Origin of the sequence: Thermodesulfovibrio yellowstonii DSM 11347, from assembly GCF_000020985.1 — a bacterium.
In the GTDB taxonomy this organism is placed as follows: Bacteria; Nitrospirota; Thermodesulfovibrionia; order Thermodesulfovibrionales; family Thermodesulfovibrionaceae; genus Thermodesulfovibrio; species Thermodesulfovibrio yellowstonii.
The window spans coordinates 1,838,951-1,860,896 of sequence record NC_011296.1; the positions used below are offsets into that span (position 1 = coordinate 1,838,951).

The following is a 21,946-nucleotide window of genomic DNA, read 5'->3' on the forward strand; positions in this document are numbered from 1 at the left end:
TAAAAAAAATGAAGAGATTTTCAACTTTTTTAATCAGCATCATTGCTGTTTTATTTTTCACAGGAATAGCTTTTGCTCATTTTGGAATAATTCTGCCTTCTGATGACATCATTGGTGAGAAAGACCCAAAGAAAATTACTCTTAAGGTTTACTTCATGCATCCTTTTGAACAAGAATGGCTAAATATGGAAAAGCCAAAGGCATTTGGAGTCATGCTTGGAGATGAGAAAACAGACCTGCTTAATACGCTTATAAACAAAAAAATAAAGGGCAGAAATATTTGGGAAACTCAATTTACAATTAAACGTCCTGGGGACTACATCTTTTATCTTGAACCAGAGCCTTACTGGGAACCTGCAGAGGAAAAATTTATTGTCCACTATCCAAAAGTCGTGGTGCAGGCATTAGGCAAAGAAGAAGGATGGGACAAAGAAGTAGGACTTCCAATTGAGATTGTTCCACTTACAAGACCTTATGGTCTTTGGGCTGGAAACGTTTTTCAGGGAGTTGTAAAGGTTAATGGAAAGCCGCTTCCTTTCGCAGAGGTAGAAGTTGAATATTTTAATGAGGGGGTAAAAGTAAAAGCACCAAAGGAGTCTTATATAACGCAGGTTATAAAGGCAGATGCAAATGGAGTTTTTACCTTTGGTATACCAAAAGCTGGCTGGTGGGGATTTGCTGCATTGACTGAAGCACCATATAAGCTTAAAAAAGACGGAAAAGAATACCCAGTTGAAATAGGAGGGATTATTTGGATTAAGGCAAGGGAGATAAAATAATGCATATCTCAGAAGGAGTGCTTTCTGCGCCGGTTCTTCTTACCGGCGCTGTTTTATCCTTAATAGGACTTACCTTAGGATTAAGGAAAATAAAAAATGAAGACATCCCTAAGGTTGCGGTTCTTTCATCAGCCTTTTTTGTCGCATCTCTTATTCACATTCCCATAGGACCAACATCTGCACATCTTGTATTAAACGGACTTGTGGGAATGCTTCTTGGGTGGGCAGCCTTTCCTTCCATATTTGTAGCATTGGTGCTTCAAGCTCTTTTATTTCAATTTGGTGGACTTACTACCTTGGGTGTGAATACTTTTGCAATGGCAATGCCAGGAGTTTTATTATATTATGTTTTCAGAAAAATGCTACAAAAAGGCAAAAACTTAGCTTTTTTAGGTGGCTTTTTAGGCGGATTTTTAGCTCTGCTTGTAGCAGCATTTTTTATAAGTATTGCTCTGATGGAAACTGAAAAAAGTTTTGTAGGCATTGCAGGAACTCTTCTTGTAATGCATCTTCCAATTGCTTTAATTGAGGGAATTATTACAGGATTTGTTGTAGTATATCTTAAAAAAGTAAAACCGGAGGCATTGATATGCTAAACTATAGACAACAAAATTACTGGTTTGCACAGCATAAAATAAACCAGAGGAGATTCCTCACTTCGTTCGGAATGACAGGCAAAGGTTCGGAATTAAAGAAAAAGAATTCGGAATTAGATAAAAAGAATTTGAAAATAAAAAAAGGGATTATATTTATTTTGGTCATACAACTTTTAATTTTCATCTCTACCTCTGCCTATGCCCATAAAGTAAGTACTTATGCATACAGAGAAGGAGATAAAATTTTTGGAGAATGTTACTTTGTAGATGGCTCACCCTGCAAAAACAGCAAGGTAGAAATTTACGATTTAAAAGGGCAGAAGATTCTTGAAGCTGTAACAGATGAAAAGGGTAAATACAGTTTTACAACAAAAGAAAAGGGGACATTAAGGATAATAATTCCTGCAGGAGAAGGACATCGAGCAGAGTATAAACTTGAAGGGATAGCGGAAAAACCCGAAAAAAAAGAAAATAAGGAAACCATGACGGCAAAGACTCCAAATAAACCTGTGCAGTCTGAGGCTACAGTGAACAAAGATGAAATCAAACAGATAATTGACGAAGTTATGGATGCTAAATTACAGGGATTAAGGGCTGAAATAATGGATTTACGGAAACAGATGGATAAAGTTAGTCTTAGAGATATAATTGGAGGCATTGGATATATTTTCGGAATCTGGGGGATAATAATGCTTCTTAAAAGAAAAAAAAATGCATCTTGAAGAGTTCTCAGAGGGAAATAGCTTTCTTCACAAAGCAGACCCAAGAGTAAAAATTTTGGTTTTTGCTTTATTCAGTATACTCTGCGCGATATCATCAGGTATAAAAACACCAATGCTTTATCTTTTCTACTCATTAACTCTTCTTTTAATTACCCGAATTAAAGCAAAACCCTTAATTTCAAGACTTCTCGCAGCGAATTTTTTCATTGCTTTTATATGGCTTTTTATTCCTCTAAGCTACCCTGGAAATCCTTATATTACTTTAGGCTTCATAAAAATCAGCCATGAGGGAATTAACTATGCTCTTTCAATCACTATTAAATGCAATGCCATAATTATTGCTACAATAACTCTTCTTTCAACATCCTCAGTGTTTTCTCTTGCTCATGCAATGCTTCATTTAAAAATGCCAAAAAAACTTGTTACAGTCTTTTTTCTTTTTTATCGCTATATTACTGTAATTCATGAAGAATATTTAAAAATAAAGAGAGCAGTTGCTTTAAGAGGATTTATTCCAAAAACAAATCTTCATACTTATAAAACCTATGCATACATTGTTGGTGGAATGCTTATAAAAAGCTATGAAAGAGCAGAGGAGATATACAGGGCAATGCTTTGCAGAGGTTTTCAGGGTTTTTTCCCATTATTTGAGCATTTTCAAATTAGAAAAAGTGATATAATATTTGGTGTTATTTCTACAGCAATTTTTATTTTATTCTGGGTTAAGAGTTGAAAACACCAATTATAAAACTAAGAAATATCTCCTTCAGCTATGACAGAAGGATAGTCTTAAATTCCCTAAATCTTGATGTATATGAGGGAGATAAAATAGGCTTAATTGGACCTAATGGCTCTGGGAAAACAACACTCCTTCATATTATAATGGGGCTTCTTAAGCCTCAATCAGGAACTATAGAGATATTCGGAAAAATACGAAATAAAGAAAAAGATTTCATTGAAGTAAGACAGAAAATAGGTTTTCTTTTTCAGGATTCAGATAGTCAGCTCTTTTGTCCTACAGTTAAGGAAGATATAGCCTTTGGTCCCTTAAATCTTGGAAAGACAAAAAAAGAAGCAATGGAAATAGTAAGGGACACATGCAATATCTTGGGCTTAAAAGATTTTGAAGACAGAGTTACTTTTAAACTTTCAGGAGGGGAGAAAAAACTTGTTGCCTTAGCAACAATTATTGCGATGAAACCAATATGCTATCTATTGGACGAACCTTCTTCAGGGCTTGATGAAAATACAACAGAAAAACTTTTGAGCTATTTAAAGCATAATACAAAAACTTATCTAATTGTTTCTCATGACAGAGATTTTATAACAAAAGCAACAGATAAAGTCTATACATTGGATAGCGGAAAAATTTTATTTTAAGATTTAAAATGGAAAAATCTTTGGCAGTTTAAATCCTTTCCCATGTTTTAGCTGTTTCATCATTTTTTTCATTTCATGAAATTGTTTGATAAGTCTGTTAACATCTGTTACAGTTGTTCCACTTCCTTTTGCAATTCTTATCCTTCTGCTTGCATTTATAATTTTAGGATTTTTTCTTTCTTCAAAAGTCATTGAATTAATTATTGCTTCCACTTTAACAAACTCTTTTTCATCTATTTTAATGTTTTTCAAAAATTTATTTGCCCCAGGAAGCATGGAAAGGATATTTTCAATAGGTCCCATTTTCCTCATTTTTCTGATCTGGTCCTTCAAGTCATCAAATGTAAACTCCTCTTTTTCAATTTTTGCTTTAAGCTTTTCAGCTTCTTTCATATCATAGGCTTTCTGTGCCTGTTCAATTAGTGAAAGGACATCTCCCATTCCAAGAATTCTATTTGCAACTCTGTCTGGATGGAATTCATCAATTGCATCAATTTTTTCACCTGTTCCAATAAGCTTTATTGGCTTTCCAGTGACTTCTTTTATGGACAGTGCTGCTCCACCTCTGGCATCTCCATCCATCTTTGTAAGAATAACACCGTCAATACCTATTTTTTCATGGAAACTTTTTGCGATGTTCACAGCATCCTGTCCTGTCATTGCATCTGCTACAAAAAGAATTTCATGAGGATTAAGAACATTTTTTACATCCTGCAATTCTCTCATGAGTTCTTCATCAACATGCATTCTTCCTGCGGTATCAACAATTACAGGATCTGCTCTGTCAATAACAGCCTTTTTTAAAGCATCTTTACAGAGTTCTCTTGGATCTTTAATTTCATATGAATGAAAAACAGGAACATCTATCTGTTTACCTAAGGTAACAAGCTGTTCTATTGCCGCAGGTCTTTGAAGATCAGCTGCTACGAGCATAGGCCTTCGTCCCTGTTTTTTAAAAAGTCTTGCAAGCTTTGCAGATGTGGTGGTTTTACCAGAACCATGAAGTCCTACCATCATAATGATTGTTGGAGGATTAGGACTGAGCTTAATTTTTGAAGTGCTTCCTCCAAGGAGTTCACAGAGTTCTTCATAAACTATCTTTATTACTTGTTGTGCAGGAGAGAGGCTTTCAAGAATCTCTTTACCAACTGCTTTTTGACGGACTCTTTCAATAAAAGCTTTTACAACCTTAAAGTTAACATCTGCTTCAAGCAAAGCAATTCTTATTTCTTTTAAAGCTGCATCAACATCTTCTTCTTTTAGAATTCCTTTACCTTTAAGTTTTTTAAATATTGCTTCAAGTTTATCTGTTAATGCTTCAAACATTTATTGCCTCCTAAGAAGAATTTCTAAATCTTTACTCAGTAAACCAAAAGTATCTTCTGTTATGCCTCTGTATATTTGGACAATCTTTTTTTCTCTATTTAAAATAAAAAAGTTTGGGAAACCATAGATATTGTATAATTTTTTTATTTTTACATCACATAGAAATAGAGGATATTGAATTCCCCTGTTTTTTGCAAATTCAAAAAGTTTTTGAGGTTCTTTTATTTCGTCATTAAACAAGATTCCGATTATTTGAATATTTTCTTTTTTAAATTTTCCGTAAAGTTTGTTTATATCAGGAATTACGTAATCACAGGCAAAACATTTTGTTGAAAGAAACTCTATAAGTATTCCATTGCCTTTAAGCTGATAAACTTCAATATTTTCTCCATTCCAAGCAGTAAGGGAAAAATTAGGGGCAAAATCACCTTTTTTAAGTGCACTTTGCCCCATTTGTGGAATTAGTAGGATAAAAACTATAATTAAAAATTTTTTCACGAATTAGCTACTGAGGAGACTATCCAATTTGCTCTTTAGAATAGATTTTGGAACAACTCCTACAATCTGGTCAACTCTTTGACCATCTTTAAAAAACATTATTGTTGGAATTCCCATAATTCCATAACGTGTTGCTATTTCTGGATTTTCATCAGTATTTAGTTTCCCTACTTTTATTTTACCTTCGTATTCCTTTGCAAGTTCTTCTATTGTAGGAGCAATTATTCTGCATGGACCACACCATGGTGCCCAAAAATCTACCATTATTACACCTTTTGAATTTAAAACTTCTGTTTCCCATTTAGAGCTTGTGAGCTCTACAATGCCTTCAGCCATTGTTACCTCCGGGAGATTTTGTAAACAACTTCTCTAAAATAAATCTTTCTCTAATATTTTGTCAATTATTATCAAATTCCTCGGAGCATGATGCCCCGAGGAATATAATTATTCTAAAGGAATTTTTATCTCTCTTGGTTTGGATTCTTCTTTTCTTAAAACAACTATCTCAAGTAGTCCGTTTTTAATATTTGCTTTAACTGAAGATTTATCTACATCCGTAGGGAGATTGACAGTTCTTGAAAATGGTCCATAACTTCTTTCATTCAAAATATAATCATCTTCAGAAATACCTTCAGGCTTCTTAATTTCTCCCTTAATTATCAATCGGTCATCTGTAATAGTTAAATCCACCTCATCCTTATTAACACCTGGTAGTTCAACCTGAATAACTACCTCTCTACCTCTTTCAAAAATATCCACATTAGGAGAGATAACCCCTTCTGTGGTAACAGCTCTTCTCCTACGAACAGGTGATAGAAACTCTTCAAAAAGTCTGTCCATCTCCTTTCTTATTTCCTCAATTTCCTTTAAAGGACTCCATTTTACAATGGACATGATACACCTCCTCAATTTATCTTAGGCTGCTTCTACCAAAACAACCTTATTAAATACAATTTTACCATCTTTAAAATCAACTTCTACAGTCTCCCCTTCTTTAAATGTTCCTTCAATTAGTTTTATTGCCAGAGCATCAAGAATTTCTTTCTGTAACACTCTTCTCAAAGGTCTTGCACCATATACAGGATCATATCCAATTCTTACAATATAGTCCTTTGCTTCTTCTGTAAGGATTATATCAATCTTCCTCTGTTTAAGATACTGTTTTATCCGTTTAATCTGAATTTCTATGATATCCTTCATTATCTCTTTACTCAATGGATTAAAGATTATTATCTCATCAATCCTATTAAGAAACTCAGGTCTGAAAAATGCTCTTAAATCATCTATTATCCTTGTTTTTAAATCTTTCTTTAAATCCTGCCAGTGCTCAGAACCTTTATTTTCAAGAAATTCTTGAATATGGGCGCTTCCTATGTTTGATGTCATTATGATAATTGTGTTTCTGAAGTCAACAGTTCTTCCGTGTCCATCTGTAAGACGACCATCATCAAGTATCTGTAAGAGTATATTGAATACTTCCTGATGAGCCTTTTCAATTTCATCAAAAAGAACAACACTGTATGGCCGCCTTCTTACAGCCTCTGTAAGTTGACCTCCTTCTTCATAGCCCACATAACCAGGAGGAGCACCAATAAGACGAGATACAGTATGACGCTCTTGATATTCAGACATATCAATACGAATCATGGCATTTTCATCATCAAATAGAAATTCTGCCAGCGCCTTTGCAAGTTCTGTTTTACCAACACCTGTAGGTCCAAGAAACATGAATGACCCAATAGGACGATTAGGATCCTGTAATCCTGCTCTTGCTCTCCTTATTGCATTTGATACTGCTATAATTGCTTCATCTTGTCCAACAACTCTTTCTTTGAGTCGCTCTTCCATTTTTATAAGTTTCTGAGTTTCGCTTTCAAGAAGTCTTTTAACTGGAATTCCTGTCCATTTAGCCACTACCTCAGCAATATCCTCTTCATCAACCTCTTCTTTGAGCATTTGCCTTCCTCTCTGAATCTCTTTAAGTCGGGCATTTGCCTCATCAAGTGCTTTCTGAAGTTCAATAAGTTTGCCATATCTCAATTCTGCTGCCCTTGTTAAATCTCCCTGACGTTCTGCCTGTTCACTTGCTATTTTTGCCTGTTCAATCTCTGCCTTAATCTCTCTGATTTTTAAAATAAACTCTTTTTCAGCCTGCCATTGTGTGTTCAGTTCCTCTTTTTTAGTGAGTAGTTGCTCTATCTCCTGAGAAATCTTTTTTATTTTTTCCTTTGCATCTTCAGTTGGTTCTTTGCTCAATGCCTGACGCTCTATCTCAAGTTGTCTAAGTTTTCTTTCTATCTCATCAAGTTCAATTGGCATGCTATCAATCTCCATTCTGAGCTTTGCCGCAGCTTCATCAATTAAATCAATTGCTTTATCAGGCAAGTATCTGTCTGTTATATACCTTGCTGAAAGCACAGCAGCAGCAACTAATGCTGAATCCTTTATCTTTACACCATGATGAACCTCATATCTCTCTTTAAGTCCTCTTAAAATAGAAATTGTGTCTTCAACAGAAGGCTCTTTAACTAAAATAGGCTGAAATCTTCTTTCAAGTGCAGGGTCTTTTTCAATGTATTTTCTGTATTCATTAACAGTAGTTGCTCCAATGCATCTAAGCTCTCCCCTTGCTAAAGCTGGCTTGAGCATATTTGCTGCATCCACTGCACCTTCAGCAGCACCTGCACCTACAAGTGTGTGAAGTTCATCAATAAATGTAATAATTCTTCCTTCAGACTGTGTAATCTCTTTAAGCACTGCTTTGAGTCTCTCCTCAAACTCTCCACGATACTTTGCACCTGCAAGAAGTGAGCCTATATCAAGAGCTATAAGTTCTTTATTCCTCAAAGATTCAGGAACATCGCCTGCTACTATCCTCTGTGCAAGACCTTCCACTATAGCTGTTTTACCAACACCAGGGTCACCAATCAAAACAGGATTGTTCTTTGTTCTTCTGCTTAAAACTTGAATAACTCTTCTAATTTCTTCATCTCTTCCAATAACAGGATCAAGTTTACCCTTTTTTGCAAGTTCTGTAAGATTTTTGCCATATCTAACCAATGCCTGATACTTTTCTTCTGGATTTGGATCAGTTACCTGATGAACTCCTCTTATTGCCCTCATTGCATCAAGCACTTTTTGACGGGTAACTGCCTGCTTTTTTATTGCATCAAGCGCAGGACCTCCTACATCAAAAAGAGCTATAAGAAGATGCTCCACACTTATATATTCATCTTTAAGATGTTCTGCTTCCTTGTCAGCTTTTTCAAAAAGCTGATTAAGTCTTGGAGTAATATAGACCTGCTCAAGTGGCTGAGCACCATAGACCTTTGGAATTTTATCTATAGCTTTCTTTAAATCTGTTTTGATTGAGTTTAAGTCTGCTCCGCATTCCTTAAGAATCCGAGTCACAAGCCCTTCACTATCTTCAACCAGGGCATAAATTAGATGTTCTACATCTATCTGCTGGTTACCATACTGTGAAGCAATCTTCTGAGCCTCTCTTATGGCTTCCTGAGTTTTATAAGTAAGTTTATCAAATCTCATGGTTTTTCCCTCCTTAAAATTGTTCAAAAAATTTTTTAATTCTTTTTTCCACCTGTTGTCTTATTTCTTCATCAACATAACGAAGCATTTCCTGCATTACCTCTTCCATAATCTGCATTCTTTCTCTCATCCTTAAAATAATGTCAACTCCTGCTCTGTTAACACCAAATTCCTTTGTAAGCTTTATTACAAAGTTAAGTCTTTCTAAATCCTCATCTGTATAAATCCTCTGTTTTTTTATTCTTTTGGGCTTTATAAAACCTTCTCTCTCATAAAGTCTCAGAGTTTGAGGATGTACATTAAGAAGTTTACATACCATGCTAATCAAATAGAATCTCTCGTCTTTTCCCATTTTTACCTCCCCAACATGAACTGTCTTGGATTTTCTTTATAGAGTCTCTCAATCTTTTTTACTTCCTCCTTTTCGGACTGGGTTAATCCCTTAGGCACCGCAATCTTGATCACAACATACAAATCTCCTCTATTACCATTCTTTGGCGAAGGAAATCCCTTGCCAGAAATTCTAAACTTCTGTCCACTTTGAGTACCTTCAGGGATTTTCATTTTTACAAAACCTCCATCAGCAATAGGAACATCAATCTTCGCACCCAGTGCTGCTTCAACAAAGGTAACAGGAAGCTCAATGTATATATCATCGCCCTTTCTTGTAAAGAAAGGATGCGGCGTAACCGTAACATCAAGTATTAAATCACCATAAGGTGCACCGCCCTTGCCAGCATTTCCGTATCCTTTAACCTTTACAGTTGAACCATTATCAACACCAGCAGGAATTTTTGCTTTAAGTGTTTCAACAGTCAAAATTCTTCCAATTCCACCACAGTTTCTACATTTGGATGAAGCGGTTCTACCTGTTCCTCCACATTGAGGGCATGTTTGGTTTACTCTTAGAAATCCACGAGATGCCTGAATTCTTCCTGTACCATTACATTTTTTACATATATCTATCTTATCAGCACCGCTTCCGTGACAGACTGAGCATTCTATATATCTCTGATAATGAATTGGCTTGACTACACCATTATAAGCTTCTTCAAAACTAAGTGTTATCGGAATAACAATATCTTCACCCTTTAAATAGAAAGGTTGAGCAGTGGTAAAAGTCTCACCGAAGATGTCGCCAAAGATATCTCCCAAATCAAAGCCTTTTGTAAAGTCAAAACCACCGAAATCAAAACCCTTAAAATCAAAGCTTCCTCCTCTGTCATACTCCTCTCTTTTTTGAGGATCACTCAATACTGCATATGCTTCATTTATCTCCTTAAACTTTTCCTCAGCTTCTTTATTCCCCGGATTTAAATCAGGATGGTATTTCCTCGCAAGCTTACGATAAGCCTTTTTAATCTCTTCCTGCGAGGCATCTTTACTAATTCCTAAGATTTTGTAGTAATCTTTACGTTCCATAGTTAAACAATAACATATTGAGTTGATTTATATCAAGTCTTGAAACCCTAATTGATTTAAGGAGAAATTAGTTACTCAGAAATATTGATATTGCTTGCTTCTATTGCATTCAATGCATCAATAAATAAGGAGTTCTTAATTCCTCCAACCGTTAACTCATTGATAAATAAATTTTTCTGGGCTTTTAAGAAATCGGTCTTATTTTGGATTAAAGCAATATTGCATAATTCATCAATAAAATCATTAAGAATAGGAACTTCAAAGAAACCACTTTCTGTCTGTATAAATTTTTGAAAAAATACATTATTTTCAAATCTCAAAAAAATTTTCTCAATTATATGTCTTTGGAAAACAAGATTTTCTCTAAGGTTATAGAAATTTTCTTTAAGCTTTGGGTCAGTGAATTCACCATTCCATACCACAGGAGCATCATCATGAAAACCTTTACAAACTTTAAAAACTCCTCTTCTTTTTTCTGCTATTACAAGATTTTGCATTGTTTCAGGGAAAGTCACGGAAAATGGAATAATATTGCATTGAAGGGGTTTAAGGCTTCCATGTATTGAACATAAAGAGTCTTTAAGCAGTCTACATCTTTTCTTTAATCTATTGCCTGCTACAAAATCTCCAATAATGTAAAAGCTTTTATATTTAATTGCAAAAGCTTCAAGATACTCTTTATGAAAAGAATTAAAAGGATATATCTTCCTAAATCCTGCAGTAATAGGGAAAAATCTGTAAAGTTTTCCAAGTTCTTTTATTGTAACAATAGTTGCTCCACCGCAACATATATAGGAGCAATTAATTATGCATTGAAATTTTATCTGTTTATTCACCTTTTAAGCTGCATTACATCATCCCTTAAAACCACTGCTTCTAATTCAGCAGGAAATCCGCATTCTGCAAGAAATTTTAATATATTTTCCCTTCCACCTTCTTGTCTATCAACAAGAACAATAACTTTTTTCACGAAAATTCCTGCTTCTTTAAGACGGGTTATTGCCTTAATTGTTGAGCTTCCTGTAGTAATGACATCATCTACAACAACAACACTGTCACCTTGTTTTATATTCCCCTCAATCCACTGCATAGTGCCATGTTCTTTTGCTTTTTTTCTAACAACAAATGACTCAATAGGTTTACCTTTTAAATAGGAAGTATAGGCTACTGCATTTGAAATAGGGTCTGCACCAAGTGTAAGTCCTCCTATACCTTTAACATCAAGGTTAGCAATCATGTCAAAAATTATATTACCTATTAAATACATGCCTTCAGGTGATAGAGTTACTGTTTTACAGTTAAAGTAATACTGACTTAAACCACCTGAGACAAGTCGGAAAATAGGCTCTTCACTGTATTTAAAGGCTCTTTCATAAATAAGTCTTATTAGTCTATCCCGCATTGGATATTACCGCTATCAATAGCTTCTCTCTTGCTTTTCAGATTCGCATATTTCTTTTACTGTATCCTTAACAAGCTTACCATCTTCCCACACTTTTTCTGAAACCTTTCTACACTTGGTATAAGGGTCTTTATAGTAGTAATCACTTGAAGGTTCTGCTTTGTAATAGCCTCTTCCATCTTCTGTTCTGTATTCAACAGGCTTTCCAGTTTGATATGCCTCTCTTGAACCTCTTGTAGAAATATCAGCAATTGTAGCTCCAAAAACAGCACCAAGAGCTGCGCCAATAACACCTCCACGCCATGGATTTTTTTTGTCAAGAAGAGCACCTGCTACTCCACCAACAACAGCACCTGCACCTGCGCCTTCATAGTGTTGTTGCTGAAACTGGCCACATGCTACTGTAAAGAGTAATAAAATAGCCACTACCAAAGCCATTGTTTTCATTTTAAACCTCCTCCTTAGTTTCTATTAAGACTGTTCAAAAACTTATAGCTTCATCTGTCATTCCGAGGAGCATGAGCGACGAGGAATCCCCTCTTTCCGATTTAAGGAGGAGACCCTTTGGCTTTGCCTCAGGGTGACCCTAAGGGTCAAATTCCTCACACCCATTGAGGGTGCTCGGAATGACAAAAGAAAAAGAAACCTTTTCGGATAAAATTCCTCAGAGTCATTAAAACCCCTTGGAATGACTGTTACTAATTGAACAGCCTCTTGTTTTTTATTTTACTATAAAAGTCTCTAAAATTACTCTATTTCTTCCTGTCTGCTTTGCTTTATAAAGAGCTGTATCAACTTTTTGTATTAATTCATCTATTGTTATTAATTTGTTTCCATAAAAAGTTGTCAGTCCAATGCTTATTGAAAGATTTATTGTTTCACCAGAAAAAGTATGAAATTCGGTTTCTGCAACTTTTTTCCGAAAAGCCTCGCATATTTTAAAAGACTCATTTTCCTCAATACCAGGCATTATTATACAGAACTCCTCACCACCATATCTTCCGATAGTTAATCGGTTTGGCAAAAATTCTATTGCTAATGAAACAATTTCCATCAGAATTTTATCTCCTGATAAGTGACCATAGGTATCATTTATTTTTTTAAAGTAGTCTATATCAAACAAAGCAATACTAAGGGGTTCTTTATATAAAAAACACCACTCCAGAGAGGCTGAAAAATTTCAACTTCATCTTTTAAAAAAGAAGATATCAAATCGGAAAGAGATTCTATATTGATATATAGAACTATTTTCATTTTGATAAATAATTTAACATAAAAATATCCTTCATCTGAACAGGTTTAAGAGAACTTCTCTGGGATTTTGAGAAGATATGACTGCTCTTCCAATTACTATATAGTCCGCACCTCTGAGGAAAGCCTCTTGCGGAGTCACTGTTCTTTTCTGATCGTCATGAGACAGTTTTCCCAGCCTAATTCCTGGAGTTACTACTGTAAAATCCCTGCCACAGTGTTCTTTAATTGTAGATATCTCATGGGCAGAGGCTACAACTCCATCAACTCCTGTCTTTTTAGCAAGCATTGCAAGTTTTTTTACAAGAGATGGGATATCAAAGGTTAATCCATAAATTTCTTCAAGACTTTTACTATCAAGACTTGTAAGCACAGTTACTCCTAAAAGCTTTAAAGAAACATTCTCTCTAATTTTTGCTTCCTCTACAGTCTCCCTTGCCCTTTTCATCATCTCAAAGCCACCTGTTGTATGTAAAGTCAGCATATCCACGCCATAGTTTAAACTTGTCTTGACAGCTCTCTGAACAGTGTTCGGAATATCGTGAAATTTAAGATCAAGGAAGATTTTTTTCTCTCTTTTTTTTAGAGTTTTTAAAATCTCTTTACCTTCGTTGAGAAAAAGCTCAAGCCCTACTTTGTAAAAACTTATCAGTTCATCAAGCTCATCAACAATTTTCAGAGCCTCTTTTTTACTTGGAAAATCAAGAGCAATTATTACCCTGTCTAAGGTCATATTTTAGGAAGCACTATTCCCTGCTGAGCCTGATACTTACCTTTTCTATCTGCATAGGAGACCTCGCATTCTTCCTCTGCTTTTAAAAAGATCAACTGAGCAATACCTTCGTTGGCATAGATTTTTGCGGGCAAAGGCGTTGTATTTGATATCTCTATAGTTAAAAAACCTTCCCACATCGGTTCAAGAGGGGTTACATTTACAATAATTCCACATCTTGCATAGGTTGACTTTCCTATGCATATCACAAGAACATCTCTTGGAATACGGAAATATTCCACAGAGCGAGCAAGAGCAAAAGAGTTTGGCGGAATTATACATACTTCTCCCTTAAACTCAACAAAGCTTTTCGGATCAAAGTTTTTTGGGTCTACTACTGTGTTGTTTATGTTGGTGAAAATTTTGAATTCATCGGCAATTCTCATGTCATAGCCATAAGAACTTACTCCATAGGATATGACACCTTCCCTGATAAGTCCCTCTTCAAAGGGTTCAATCATTCCATTACGAGCCATTTCTTTAATCCAGCGATCATTTCTCACCATATGCTTCACTCCTTTTCATCAAGTATATTTCTAATTTTAAGTAAAATTTCCTCAGGCGCAAAAGTTTTTTCCACAGAGATGACATCTTTAAGGTCAATAGGATGTCCGCTCATTATAACAATTTTTGCCTCTGGATTGATTGTCTTAATCTGTCTCATAACTTCAATACCAGAAATTCCTGGCATAACAAGGTCTATCAGAGAAAGTGCTATCTCATGGTTGAGTTTTTTAAATATTTCCAGAGCTTCTTTACCATTTTTAGCTTCATAGACATTATATCCATAATCTTTAAGAAATGACGAAATAAAATCTCTTGTCTGTTCATCATCATCAACAACAAGTATTGTTTCTGCGCCCTTTAAAGTTTCTGGGGATATTGAAGGCTTTATTTTCTTGTCTTTTGCAGGCATGTATATTTTAAATGTTGTTCCCTTACCCACTTCGCTATAAACATGAATATGTCCATTATATTGTTTTACTAATCCAAAAACTGTGGAAAGCCCAAGCCCTGTTCCTTTGCCTTTTGGTTTTGTGGTAAAAAATGGTTCAAATATTCTTTGTTTTGTCTCTTCATCCATGCCTGCTCCTGTATCAGCTATGCATAAAACAACATAATCACCCGGGGCGACAAGCGGATGAGTATAATGATATTCAAGGTCAATGGAAATCTCTTTAAAACCAATTATAAGCTCTCCTCCTTCAGGCATTGCATCCCTTGCATTTGTAATAAGATTCATCAGAATAACCTCAAGATGAAGAGGGTCTATTCTATAAAAAACTTCTTCCTCTGGAAGATGCAGTTTTAACTCTATATCTTTTCCTATAATGGTTTTTACAAATTCAGAAAAATTTTTAAGATATTTGTTTATATTGATTTCCTGAATTACGCCAATTTCCTCTTTTCTGCTGAATACAAGTAACTTCTTTGCTAAATCTCTTGCTTTTTCGCCAGCATCAATAATTTTTTCAACAAAATTCTTAAGTATTGGCTCTTCTATCTTCGTATGAAGAAGACCAGCAAATCCTAAAATCCCTGTAAGAATGTTGTTGAATTCATGAGCAACTCTTCCTGAAAGCATTCCAAGGGACTCCATCTTCTGTGAATGAATAAGTTGTTCCTGTATCTTCTTCCTCTCGGAGATATCAATTATAGATGCTACTGATTTTTTTGTGTAAGGAATCATGGCAACATTCATAAGAACTTCCCTAATTCTTCCATTTCTGTCTTTCAGTTTTGATTCATACTGTCTTGGAGCTAAGGAAGGAGAAATTCTTCTAAGATTATGATACTCTATCATTTTATCAAGCATCTCTTCTGAAAAAAACTCTGTCCACTTCATCTTGCCTTCTATTTCTTTTTTAGAATAGCCTGTTAAATCTTCAAACTCACTGTTAGCAAACTCTATTGTCATATCCGCTTCAACAACAATAATGGCAACTCCAACAGAGGAAAGAATAGCATTTTGTTGTTCATAAAAATGAAATATTTGTTCCTGTTGTTCTTTTATTTTACTTATATAGTCTAAAAATCTCTCTTTTTGTTTATTTATTAACTGTCCGAGCATCTTTACAATTTCAATTTTGGATTCCTCTGAAGCTTCTGCTGAAAAATCGCCTTCTTGAAGTCTTCTTAAAACATCAAAGTGTTCACATATTCCCACTGCAAGCTCATGATTAAGATTTATTAAATCGTCAACCTCTTTAGCCAGTTTATTTATACTATCTATGAGTCTCTGAACAGCATACCTTTGAACTTTTATATCTATTTTTTTTGATGTATCTCCTTTGCTTATGCTTTCAATTATGTCTGAGCAGAGATGTAAAATCTCGCTCAATCTCTGTCCATATTCGCAGAATGTATTTTTGCATGCAAGAAAACCACCATATGGACAAGGATGCTGTTCCATCATTAAATCCTTATTGTCACCTTAATTTTATTTCCTTGTTTCTCTATATTTAGGATGGTTTTACCGAGCTTGCTACACCAGGCTTTTATATCTTTTTCAAAGGTGGGACAATCTCCGATTACTTCAATAATTTCACCTTCTTTGAATTGAGGATATTGGGCACTTAATTTTAGGATAGGATAAGGACATTTTAAACCACTGTAATCTATGACTCTGTCTGCCAACTTTTTTCCTGTTCCTCCATATCTTTAAAAATTTTTTCAAAAATCTTTAATGCTTCCTGTGCTTCTTGAGGTTCCATTTTGTTTATGGCAAAACCAGCATGAACAAGTACATAATCTCCAATTTTGGGCTCTTCTGGAAGAAGCATAAGGCTGATTTGTTTTCTTAATCCCATAACATCTACTGTTGCCATAGTGTCTTCAATTTCTATTATTCTTGAAGGGACTGCAAGACACATTTTATCCCCCAATTATTTAGAATTTTTAAAATTTCTTCAATTAATTCATTTAGTTTACCAACCATAGTAGGTGAAAGGTCAAGTCCAAGGTCAATAGACTCTGGTTGAATTCCTGCAAGAACTAATTCTTCTGGCATATAACCCATCAGCCTTGCCACTTCAAGTAAGTCCTGAACTCCTACGTGATGCACAGAAAGCTTTGTTTTAAGATAGGGTGGGATTTCTTCTCCCCTTAAAATTTTTATAAATCCTGGTTCTTTACCAAAATCTACAACATCAATTATGATGATTTTTTTATACTTTTCAATGTAGGGGAGAAGGTCAAGTCCTAATGTCCCTCCATCAATAATTTCAATATTTGGCTCAAAGGTATAATTTTTTCTTAAAATCTCCGCAATCTTCGGACCAATACCTTCATCTTGCATAAGAATATTTCCTACGCCAATGATGCAAATATCCATACTTCTCTCCAATTAAAAAGCCCTCCTATGATAAGGAGGGCTTAGTTTTTTTATTCTTTTTAACTATTCTTCCTTTACTTCAACAATGTGCATACCACATGCCATGCATGGGTCAAAGGAGTGAATGGTTCTGAGAAGCTCAAGAGGCTGTTTTGAATCTGCTACAGGTGTATTAACAAGAGCCTCCTCAACAGGACCTCTCACACCTTTGTTGTCTCTTGGTGAGAGATTCCATGTAGAAGGAACAACCATCTGGTAGTTTTCAATCTTCTTGTTCTTTATTACGATATAGTGTGAAAGAGCACCACGAGGAGCATCATGCCAACCCATACCTTTTGCCTCTGCGGGCCAAGTCTTTGGATCCCATTTTTCAGTGTTAGCGATTGTGTAATCACCTTTTTTGATATTTGCAGCAAGCTCATTGATGAAATCTTTTGTTTTGTAAGCAGTAACAAGAGCTATAATTCCTCTTGCCGCTGTCCTTCCAAGAGTTGAAAACAGTGCTTCGGGTCCGACACCGAGTTTTTTCATTACCATATCTACTGCTTCCTTAACTTCCTTATGTCCTGAAGCATAGGCTACAAGCACTCTTGCAAGAGGACCTACTTCCATTGGAAGGTCTTCATATCTTGGTGCTTTACCCCAGCTGTATTTACCATCTACATTGAGATACTCATAGGGTGGTTTCGGTCCTGTATAGTTAGGTGTTGTCTCTCCGTCCCAAGGATGAAGTCCTGCATTTTCTCCTTTGGAATACTTATAGTATGAGCGAGTGATGTATTCCTGAATCTTTTTGTGGTCAACTGGATATATTTCCTTTAGATTTTTGTTCTTTATAATTCCTGCTGGTAGCCACATTTTCCCATTTGCCTCTGGATATTCACCACAAGCAAGGAAATTCACATTTCCGCCGTATTTTGCCCAATCTTTGTAGAAAGATGCGACTGCAAGAAGGTCTGGAATGTATACTTTTTCAACAAACTCAATTGCCATGTCAGCATATTTATTTAAAGCAGCTATAGTTCCTGCATTAATTGCATTCTGGCTTTCTGGGTCTATTGGAATTGCCATTCCACCTACTAAGAAGGTCTGAGGATGAGGATTTTTTGCACCAAGCATTGCCATCATCTTGATAACTTCTTTCTGCCAGTCAAGTGCTTCAAGATAATGTGCTACTGCCATTAAGTTTGCCTCTGGTGGAAGATTGTATGCAGGATGACCCCAGTAGCCATTGCTGAATATTCCAAGTTGTCCTCTTTCTACAAAGGCTTTCAGTTTGTCCTGAACAGCCTTGAAGTATGTTGTTGAATTATTAGGCCAAGGAGAGATGGTTTTTGCCAGTTCTGAAGTTTTTGCTGGGTCTGCTTTAAGTGCTGAGACAACATCAACCCAGTCAAGAGCATGAAGATGATAAAAATGAATTACATGGTCTTGAACACACTGATTTGCCATTATGAGATTTCTGATAAGGTCAGCATTTCTTGGAACTTTTATCTTCAATGCATCTTCTACTGCTCTTATTGATGCAATTGCATGAACAGTTGTGCAGACACCGCAAAGTCTCTGAACAAAAACCCATGCTTCTCTCGGGTCTCTACCTTTCATTATTACTTCTATTCCACGCCACATGGTACAGGATGAATAGGCATCTTTCACCTTGCCATCGGCAACTACTGCTTCACATCTTAAGTGCCCCTCAATTCTTGTTACTGGATCAATAACTAATCTTGCCATACATGCCCCCTTTATTTATTCCTTGTTTTCTTTCTTTGTTAAACCGGCTACTGCCATAGCACCAAGTCCAATCTTGGATGCCTTTGCAAAGAAGCTATCTTTATTTTGAAGTCCTGCATAAAATGGAGCATTAGCATCCCAGAATTTTGGCTCTGAACAGGCAACACAAGGATGTCCTGCCATAACTGGCCAGCTTGTCCCATCATTCCATCTAATTGTTGGACAGTTGTGATAGGCAAAAGGTCCTTTGCAGCCAAGTTCATATAAGCACCAGCCAAGTCTGTGTCCCTTATCTCCCCATGACTTTGCAAATTCGCCTGTGTCAAAATGACCTCTTCTTTCGCAATTATCATGAATGAGAATTCCGTGTGCGAATAGAGGTCTTCCGAGATTGTCAGTTTTTGGAAGTTTTCCAAAGGTAAGGAAATAAACCACTGTAGCAGTGAAGTTTTCAACATTCAGTGGACAGCCTGGCAGATTAATTACAGGCTTGTCTTTAATAATATCTCTTACACCGACAGCTCCTGTTGGATTTGGTTTTGCTGCTGGAATTCCACCGTATGTTGCACAGGTTCCGATGGCAATTATAGCAGCGGCATCTTTTGCAACTTCTTTGAGAATATCAACTGCTGCTCTACCACCTATACAACAATAAAGTCCACCATCTTTTGTAGGAATTGCACCTTCAACCACTACAAGATATTTACCCTTGTACTTCTTAATGGCATCGTGAAGGGACTTTTCAGCCTGATGTCCTGCTGCTGCCATGATTGTCTCGTGGTATTCAAGAGATACCACATCAAGAACAATCTGGCCAATTGTTGGTTTTGTTGCCCTTAATACACTTTCACTGCATCCTGTGCAGTCCTGAAAGTGTAACCAGACAACAACTGGCTTTTCCTTTTTTTCCATTGCTTCAGCAATCTTTGGAACATAAGAGGAGGAAAGTCCTAAAACAGCTGCTGTTGTTGCACAGAATTTAAGGAAGTCTCTTCTTGAAACCCCACGACGAACCAATCCTTCATAGATTGTTCCTTTTTCCATACATGCCCCCTGAAAAGATTTTTTTTCGTGTAGTAAGTTTATATTTTTTTATATAATTTGTCAAGAGATTTCTCTTTCAGGTTAAAACATAGTATATAGGGTAAGAACAATCCTTGAAATAAGAGGTATTTAGCTGCCCTCAGAGAGACAGTTAAATTAGCTGGGTTTCAGTATAATAGTATTATTTGCATTCACCAATCCACTTACCGCTCATTTTTTGAGTAATCTCTACTCCGCTATGTTTCATTTTGCCAACTCCGTTAAAGGAGGTTCCTTTGTATGTCACTGTCCCTTCACTGAAAAAAGGTCCATCAGGAGTTTGGCATTCCATTGACCATGCTACTGTATCTCCTTTTAACTCCTCTTTAATAACTTTACAGTCCTTATTTGTTTCAATATTTTGAGGAATTACATTTTTTTTGGTTATGCATTGAGTAAAAGTCTGAGGAGGCATCTGAAAGGGCAGTTTACCAGTTGCTTCCATTTGAAATGTTATTTCCCATTTTCCTTCCTTCATGTTGGGTCCTTCTTCCTTCTTGGAACAGGCTATCATTAATAAAGAAATAGAAAATAAAATAATGAATAATGCTCTAATCATTTTAAAACCCCCTATTTTTTATTTGATTGAATTGTATCAGGTAATACGAAGTTTGTCAAATCATTCCTTCTTTCAGGGTTAGGAGATAGTATCCAGGGGTAGAAATAAAACATGGATACTATGTCATAACTAATGACTATAGATTTTCTCTTAACTAAATTGAGTATAATATAAAAAATTTTCTGGAGGTGTAATATGGGTTTTGAGAAAATTACAGAGATTGTAGAAATTAGAGATGGTAAAGTTGTAGTAAAAGATAAAGAAAAAGTCAAAAAAGCTATGGATGGACTTATATTTGATGCAATTTTTGAAGAAGTGGAAGAAGCAAGAATTAAAAAATTACTAATTATTAAAGAAATCGCAAAGGGAATGGATGCTATTCCTTCATCAATTCATGGATTATATGAGGAAATGGGGAAACATTTTTTGGGCTTTACAGTTCCTGCAATTAATATTAGAGGTTTAACCTATGATGTGGCAAGAGCAATTTTTAGAAAAGCAAAGGAGAAAAATGTTGGTGCCCTTATCTTTGAAATTGCTCGCTCTGAGATTGGTTATACAAAGCAAAGACCGCTGGAGTATTCAGCCTGCGTTTTAGCAGCTGCTGTCAAGGAAGGTTTTACAGGACCTGTTTTCCTTCAGGGAGATCATTTCCAGATTGTAAGAAGATATTTTGAAAAAGAACCTGATAAAGAAATAAATTATGTGAAAGGCTTAATAAAAGAAGCAATTGAAGCAGAGTTTTATAACATTGATATAGATACATCTACTCTTGTTGATTTAAGCAAAGAAACAATCTATGAACAACAAAGACCAAATTTTGAAAATACAGCTCTTTTAGCCGAACATGTAAGAAACCTTGAACCTGAAGGTGTTACCATATCTATAGGTGGTGAAATTGGTGAGATTGGAGGGAAAAACTCCACCCCTGAAGAAGCAAGGGCATATCTTGACGGCTTCAGAGATGTATACAAGGGAGATAAAGGTTTAAGCAAACTAAGTGTGCAGACTGGCACAAAACATGGTGGAGTAGTGCTACCAGATGGAAGCATTGCACAGGTTAAGATTGATTTTGAAACTCTACAGATTCTTTCAGAGCTTGTGCGTAAAGAATATGGATTAAGCGGATGTGTTCAGCATGGAGCAAGCACTTTACCAGAGGAAGCTTTTGATAAATTCCCCGAGACAGGCACTTCTGAGATACATCTTGCCACAGGCTTTCAAAATATAATTTATGACAGCAAATACTTGCCAGATGAGTTCCGTAAAATGATTTATGAATTTCTTAAAAAACAGTTTGCCTCTGAATGGAAGGAGGGACAAACAGAGGAGCAGTTCATTTATAGCACCCGCAAAAAGGGTTTTGGACCATTTAAAAAAGAGTGGTGGAGTCTTCCAAAAGAAGTAAAAGAGCCAATCATGGCAGAACTCGAACAGAAGTTTGAGCTTTTATTTGGGAAATTAAGAGTGTTTGATACTGTTGAAATAGTAAATAAAACTGTGAAACCTGCTAAGGTTTCAGTGGAGATTGATTTTTAATTT

Annotated in this window: 26 protein-coding genes; 6 read left to right on the top strand and 20 right to left on the bottom strand. The window is 35.7% G+C overall.

The features are described from left to right. The first annotated feature begins 8 nt into the window (after positions 1–8). From THEYE_RS09485 to THEYE_RS09505, 5 genes are read left to right on the top strand one after another with little or no spacing between them, the layout of a single operon-like run. The gene (locus THEYE_RS09485; protein ID WP_012546093.1) at positions 9–779 is read left to right on the top strand and encodes a DUF4198 domain-containing protein; all 771 of its coding nucleotides are present in this window, start codon (positions 9–11) and stop codon (positions 777–779) included. Beyond that, the gene (gene cbiM / locus THEYE_RS09490) at positions 779–1,375 is read left to right on the top strand and encodes a cobalt transporter CbiM (RefSeq protein WP_012546305.1); all 597 of its coding nucleotides are present in this window, start codon (positions 779–781) and stop codon (positions 1,373–1,375) included. Before THEYE_RS09485 ends, cbiM begins: the two co-directional genes overlap by 1 nt. After that, on the top strand, positions 1,369–2,097 hold the full coding sequence (locus THEYE_RS09495; protein ID WP_012545984.1) for a NikL family nickel/cobalt ECF transporter subunit: 729 nt from the start codon (positions 1,369–1,371) through the stop codon (positions 2,095–2,097). Before cbiM ends, THEYE_RS09495 begins: the two co-directional genes overlap by 7 nt. After that, positions 2,087–2,830: a cobalt ECF transporter T component CbiQ gene (gene cbiQ / locus THEYE_RS09500; protein ID WP_012545677.1), complete on the top strand. Its 744-nt coding sequence runs from the start codon at positions 2,087–2,089 to the stop codon at positions 2,828–2,830. Before THEYE_RS09495 ends, cbiQ begins: the two co-directional genes overlap by 11 nt. Then, positions 2,827–3,477, top strand: coding sequence for an energy-coupling factor ABC transporter ATP-binding protein (locus THEYE_RS09505; RefSeq protein ID WP_012546570.1), 651 nt, complete (start codon positions 2,827–2,829; stop codon positions 3,475–3,477). The genes cbiQ and THEYE_RS09505 overlap by 4 nt, the downstream gene beginning before the upstream one ends. Positions 3,478–3,480: 3 nt before the next feature. Here THEYE_RS09505 and ffh read toward each other — a convergent pair whose 3' ends face one another. The 20 genes from ffh to THEYE_RS09605 form a co-directional block, all read right to left on the bottom strand. Next, a complete protein-coding gene (gene ffh, locus THEYE_RS09510) occupies positions 3,481–4,803 on the bottom strand; it encodes a signal recognition particle protein (RefSeq protein ID WP_012546620.1) in 1,323 nt (440 codons plus the stop codon). Then, positions 4,804–5,301, bottom strand: a complete 498-nt coding sequence (locus THEYE_RS09515; RefSeq protein WP_028842055.1) for a peroxiredoxin family protein — start codon at positions 5,299–5,301, stop codon at positions 4,804–4,806. It abuts the gene before it with no gap. Positions 5,302–5,304: 3 nt separating this feature from the next. Then, positions 5,305–5,637, bottom strand: a complete 333-nt coding sequence (trxA, locus tag THEYE_RS09520; RefSeq protein WP_012545412.1) for a thioredoxin — start codon at positions 5,635–5,637, stop codon at positions 5,305–5,307. A 108-nt stretch (positions 5,638–5,745) separates the two neighbouring features. Further along, a complete protein-coding gene (locus tag THEYE_RS09525) occupies positions 5,746–6,195 on the bottom strand; it encodes an Hsp20/alpha crystallin family protein (protein WP_012546164.1) in 450 nt (149 codons plus the stop codon). A 21-nt stretch (positions 6,196–6,216) separates the two neighbouring features. Beyond that, positions 6,217–8,847 carry an ATP-dependent chaperone ClpB gene (gene clpB, locus THEYE_RS09530; protein ID WP_012546043.1) on the bottom strand — a complete coding sequence of 877 codons (2,631 nt, stop codon included), beginning with the start codon at positions 8,845–8,847 and terminating at the stop codon, positions 6,217–6,219. A 13-nt stretch (positions 8,848–8,860) separates the two neighbouring features. Further along, positions 8,861–9,199 carry a MerR family transcriptional regulator gene (locus tag THEYE_RS09535; RefSeq protein ID WP_012545092.1) on the bottom strand — a complete coding sequence of 113 codons (339 nt, stop codon included), beginning with the start codon at positions 9,197–9,199 and terminating at the stop codon, positions 8,861–8,863. A gap of 2 nt (positions 9,200–9,201) precedes the next feature. After that, positions 9,202–10,269, bottom strand: coding sequence for a molecular chaperone DnaJ (dnaJ, locus tag THEYE_RS09540; protein WP_012546226.1), 1,068 nt, complete (start codon positions 10,267–10,269; stop codon positions 9,202–9,204). Between the two features lie 71 nt (positions 10,270–10,340). Next, positions 10,341–11,105, bottom strand: a complete 765-nt coding sequence (locus THEYE_RS09545) for a hypothetical protein (RefSeq protein WP_012546306.1) — start codon at positions 11,103–11,105, stop codon at positions 10,341–10,343. Then, positions 11,102–11,671 carry an orotate phosphoribosyltransferase gene (pyrE, locus tag THEYE_RS09550; RefSeq protein ID WP_012546400.1) on the bottom strand — a complete coding sequence of 190 codons (570 nt, stop codon included), beginning with the start codon at positions 11,669–11,671 and terminating at the stop codon, positions 11,102–11,104. Before pyrE ends, THEYE_RS09545 begins: the two co-directional genes overlap by 4 nt. A 15-nt stretch (positions 11,672–11,686) precedes the next feature. Then, a complete protein-coding gene (locus THEYE_RS09555) occupies positions 11,687–12,118 on the bottom strand; it encodes a YMGG-like glycine zipper-containing protein (protein WP_012545573.1) in 432 nt (143 codons plus the stop codon). 274 nt (positions 12,119–12,392) lie between these two features. Beyond that, positions 12,393–12,836 (bottom strand): GGDEF domain-containing protein, encoded by a 444-nt coding sequence (locus THEYE_RS09560; RefSeq protein WP_164924933.1) that lies wholly within the window; start codon positions 12,834–12,836, stop codon positions 12,393–12,395. Between the two features lie 120 nt (positions 12,837–12,956). After that, the gene (gene pyrF, locus THEYE_RS09565) at positions 12,957–13,655 is read right to left on the bottom strand and encodes an orotidine-5'-phosphate decarboxylase (protein WP_012545803.1); all 699 of its coding nucleotides are present in this window, start codon (positions 13,653–13,655) and stop codon (positions 12,957–12,959) included. Beyond that, positions 13,652–14,200, bottom strand: coding sequence for a dCTP deaminase (gene dcd / locus THEYE_RS09570; RefSeq protein ID WP_012546770.1), 549 nt, complete (start codon positions 14,198–14,200; stop codon positions 13,652–13,654). The genes pyrF and dcd overlap by 4 nt, the downstream gene beginning before the upstream one ends. 5 nt (positions 14,201–14,205) lie before the next feature. Next, positions 14,206–16,110 (bottom strand): ATP-binding protein, encoded by a 1,905-nt coding sequence (locus THEYE_RS09575; protein ID WP_164924874.1) that lies wholly within the window; start codon positions 16,108–16,110, stop codon positions 14,206–14,208. Further along, positions 16,110–16,331, bottom strand: a complete 222-nt coding sequence (locus tag THEYE_RS09580) for a sulfurtransferase TusA family protein (RefSeq protein ID WP_012544963.1) — start codon at positions 16,329–16,331, stop codon at positions 16,110–16,112. The genes THEYE_RS09575 and THEYE_RS09580 overlap by 1 nt, the downstream gene beginning before the upstream one ends. Beyond that, complete coding sequence (locus tag THEYE_RS09585) at positions 16,313–16,567, bottom strand: HypC/HybG/HupF family hydrogenase formation chaperone (RefSeq protein ID WP_012545287.1); 255 nt, start codon at positions 16,565–16,567, stop codon at positions 16,313–16,315. Before THEYE_RS09585 ends, THEYE_RS09580 begins: the two co-directional genes overlap by 19 nt. Continuing rightward, positions 16,540–17,028, bottom strand: a complete 489-nt coding sequence (locus THEYE_RS09590; RefSeq protein WP_164924875.1) for a HyaD/HybD family hydrogenase maturation endopeptidase — start codon at positions 17,026–17,028, stop codon at positions 16,540–16,542. The genes THEYE_RS09585 and THEYE_RS09590 overlap by 28 nt, the downstream gene beginning before the upstream one ends. Positions 17,029–17,091: 63 nt before the next feature. Beyond that, complete coding sequence (locus tag THEYE_RS09595) at positions 17,092–18,762, bottom strand: nickel-dependent hydrogenase large subunit (RefSeq protein ID WP_012546172.1); 1,671 nt, start codon at positions 18,760–18,762, stop codon at positions 17,092–17,094. A 15-nt stretch (positions 18,763–18,777) separates the two neighbouring features. Continuing rightward, positions 18,778–19,806 (bottom strand): hydrogenase small subunit, encoded by a 1,029-nt coding sequence (locus THEYE_RS09600; RefSeq protein ID WP_012545343.1) that lies wholly within the window; start codon positions 19,804–19,806, stop codon positions 18,778–18,780. Positions 19,807–19,987: 181 nt separating this feature from the next. Beyond that, on the bottom strand, positions 19,988–20,404 hold the full coding sequence (locus THEYE_RS09605) for a DUF3617 domain-containing protein (protein WP_012545104.1): 417 nt from the start codon (positions 20,402–20,404) through the stop codon (positions 19,988–19,990). A gap of 195 nt (positions 20,405–20,599) precedes the next feature. Here THEYE_RS09605 and THEYE_RS09610 point away from each other — a divergent pair, with 195 nt between their 5' ends. Further along, entirely contained in the window at positions 20,600–21,943 is a 1,344-nt protein-coding gene (locus tag THEYE_RS09610; RefSeq protein WP_012546190.1) for a class II fructose-bisphosphate aldolase, read from the top strand. Positions 21,944–21,946 lie beyond the last annotated feature (3 nt).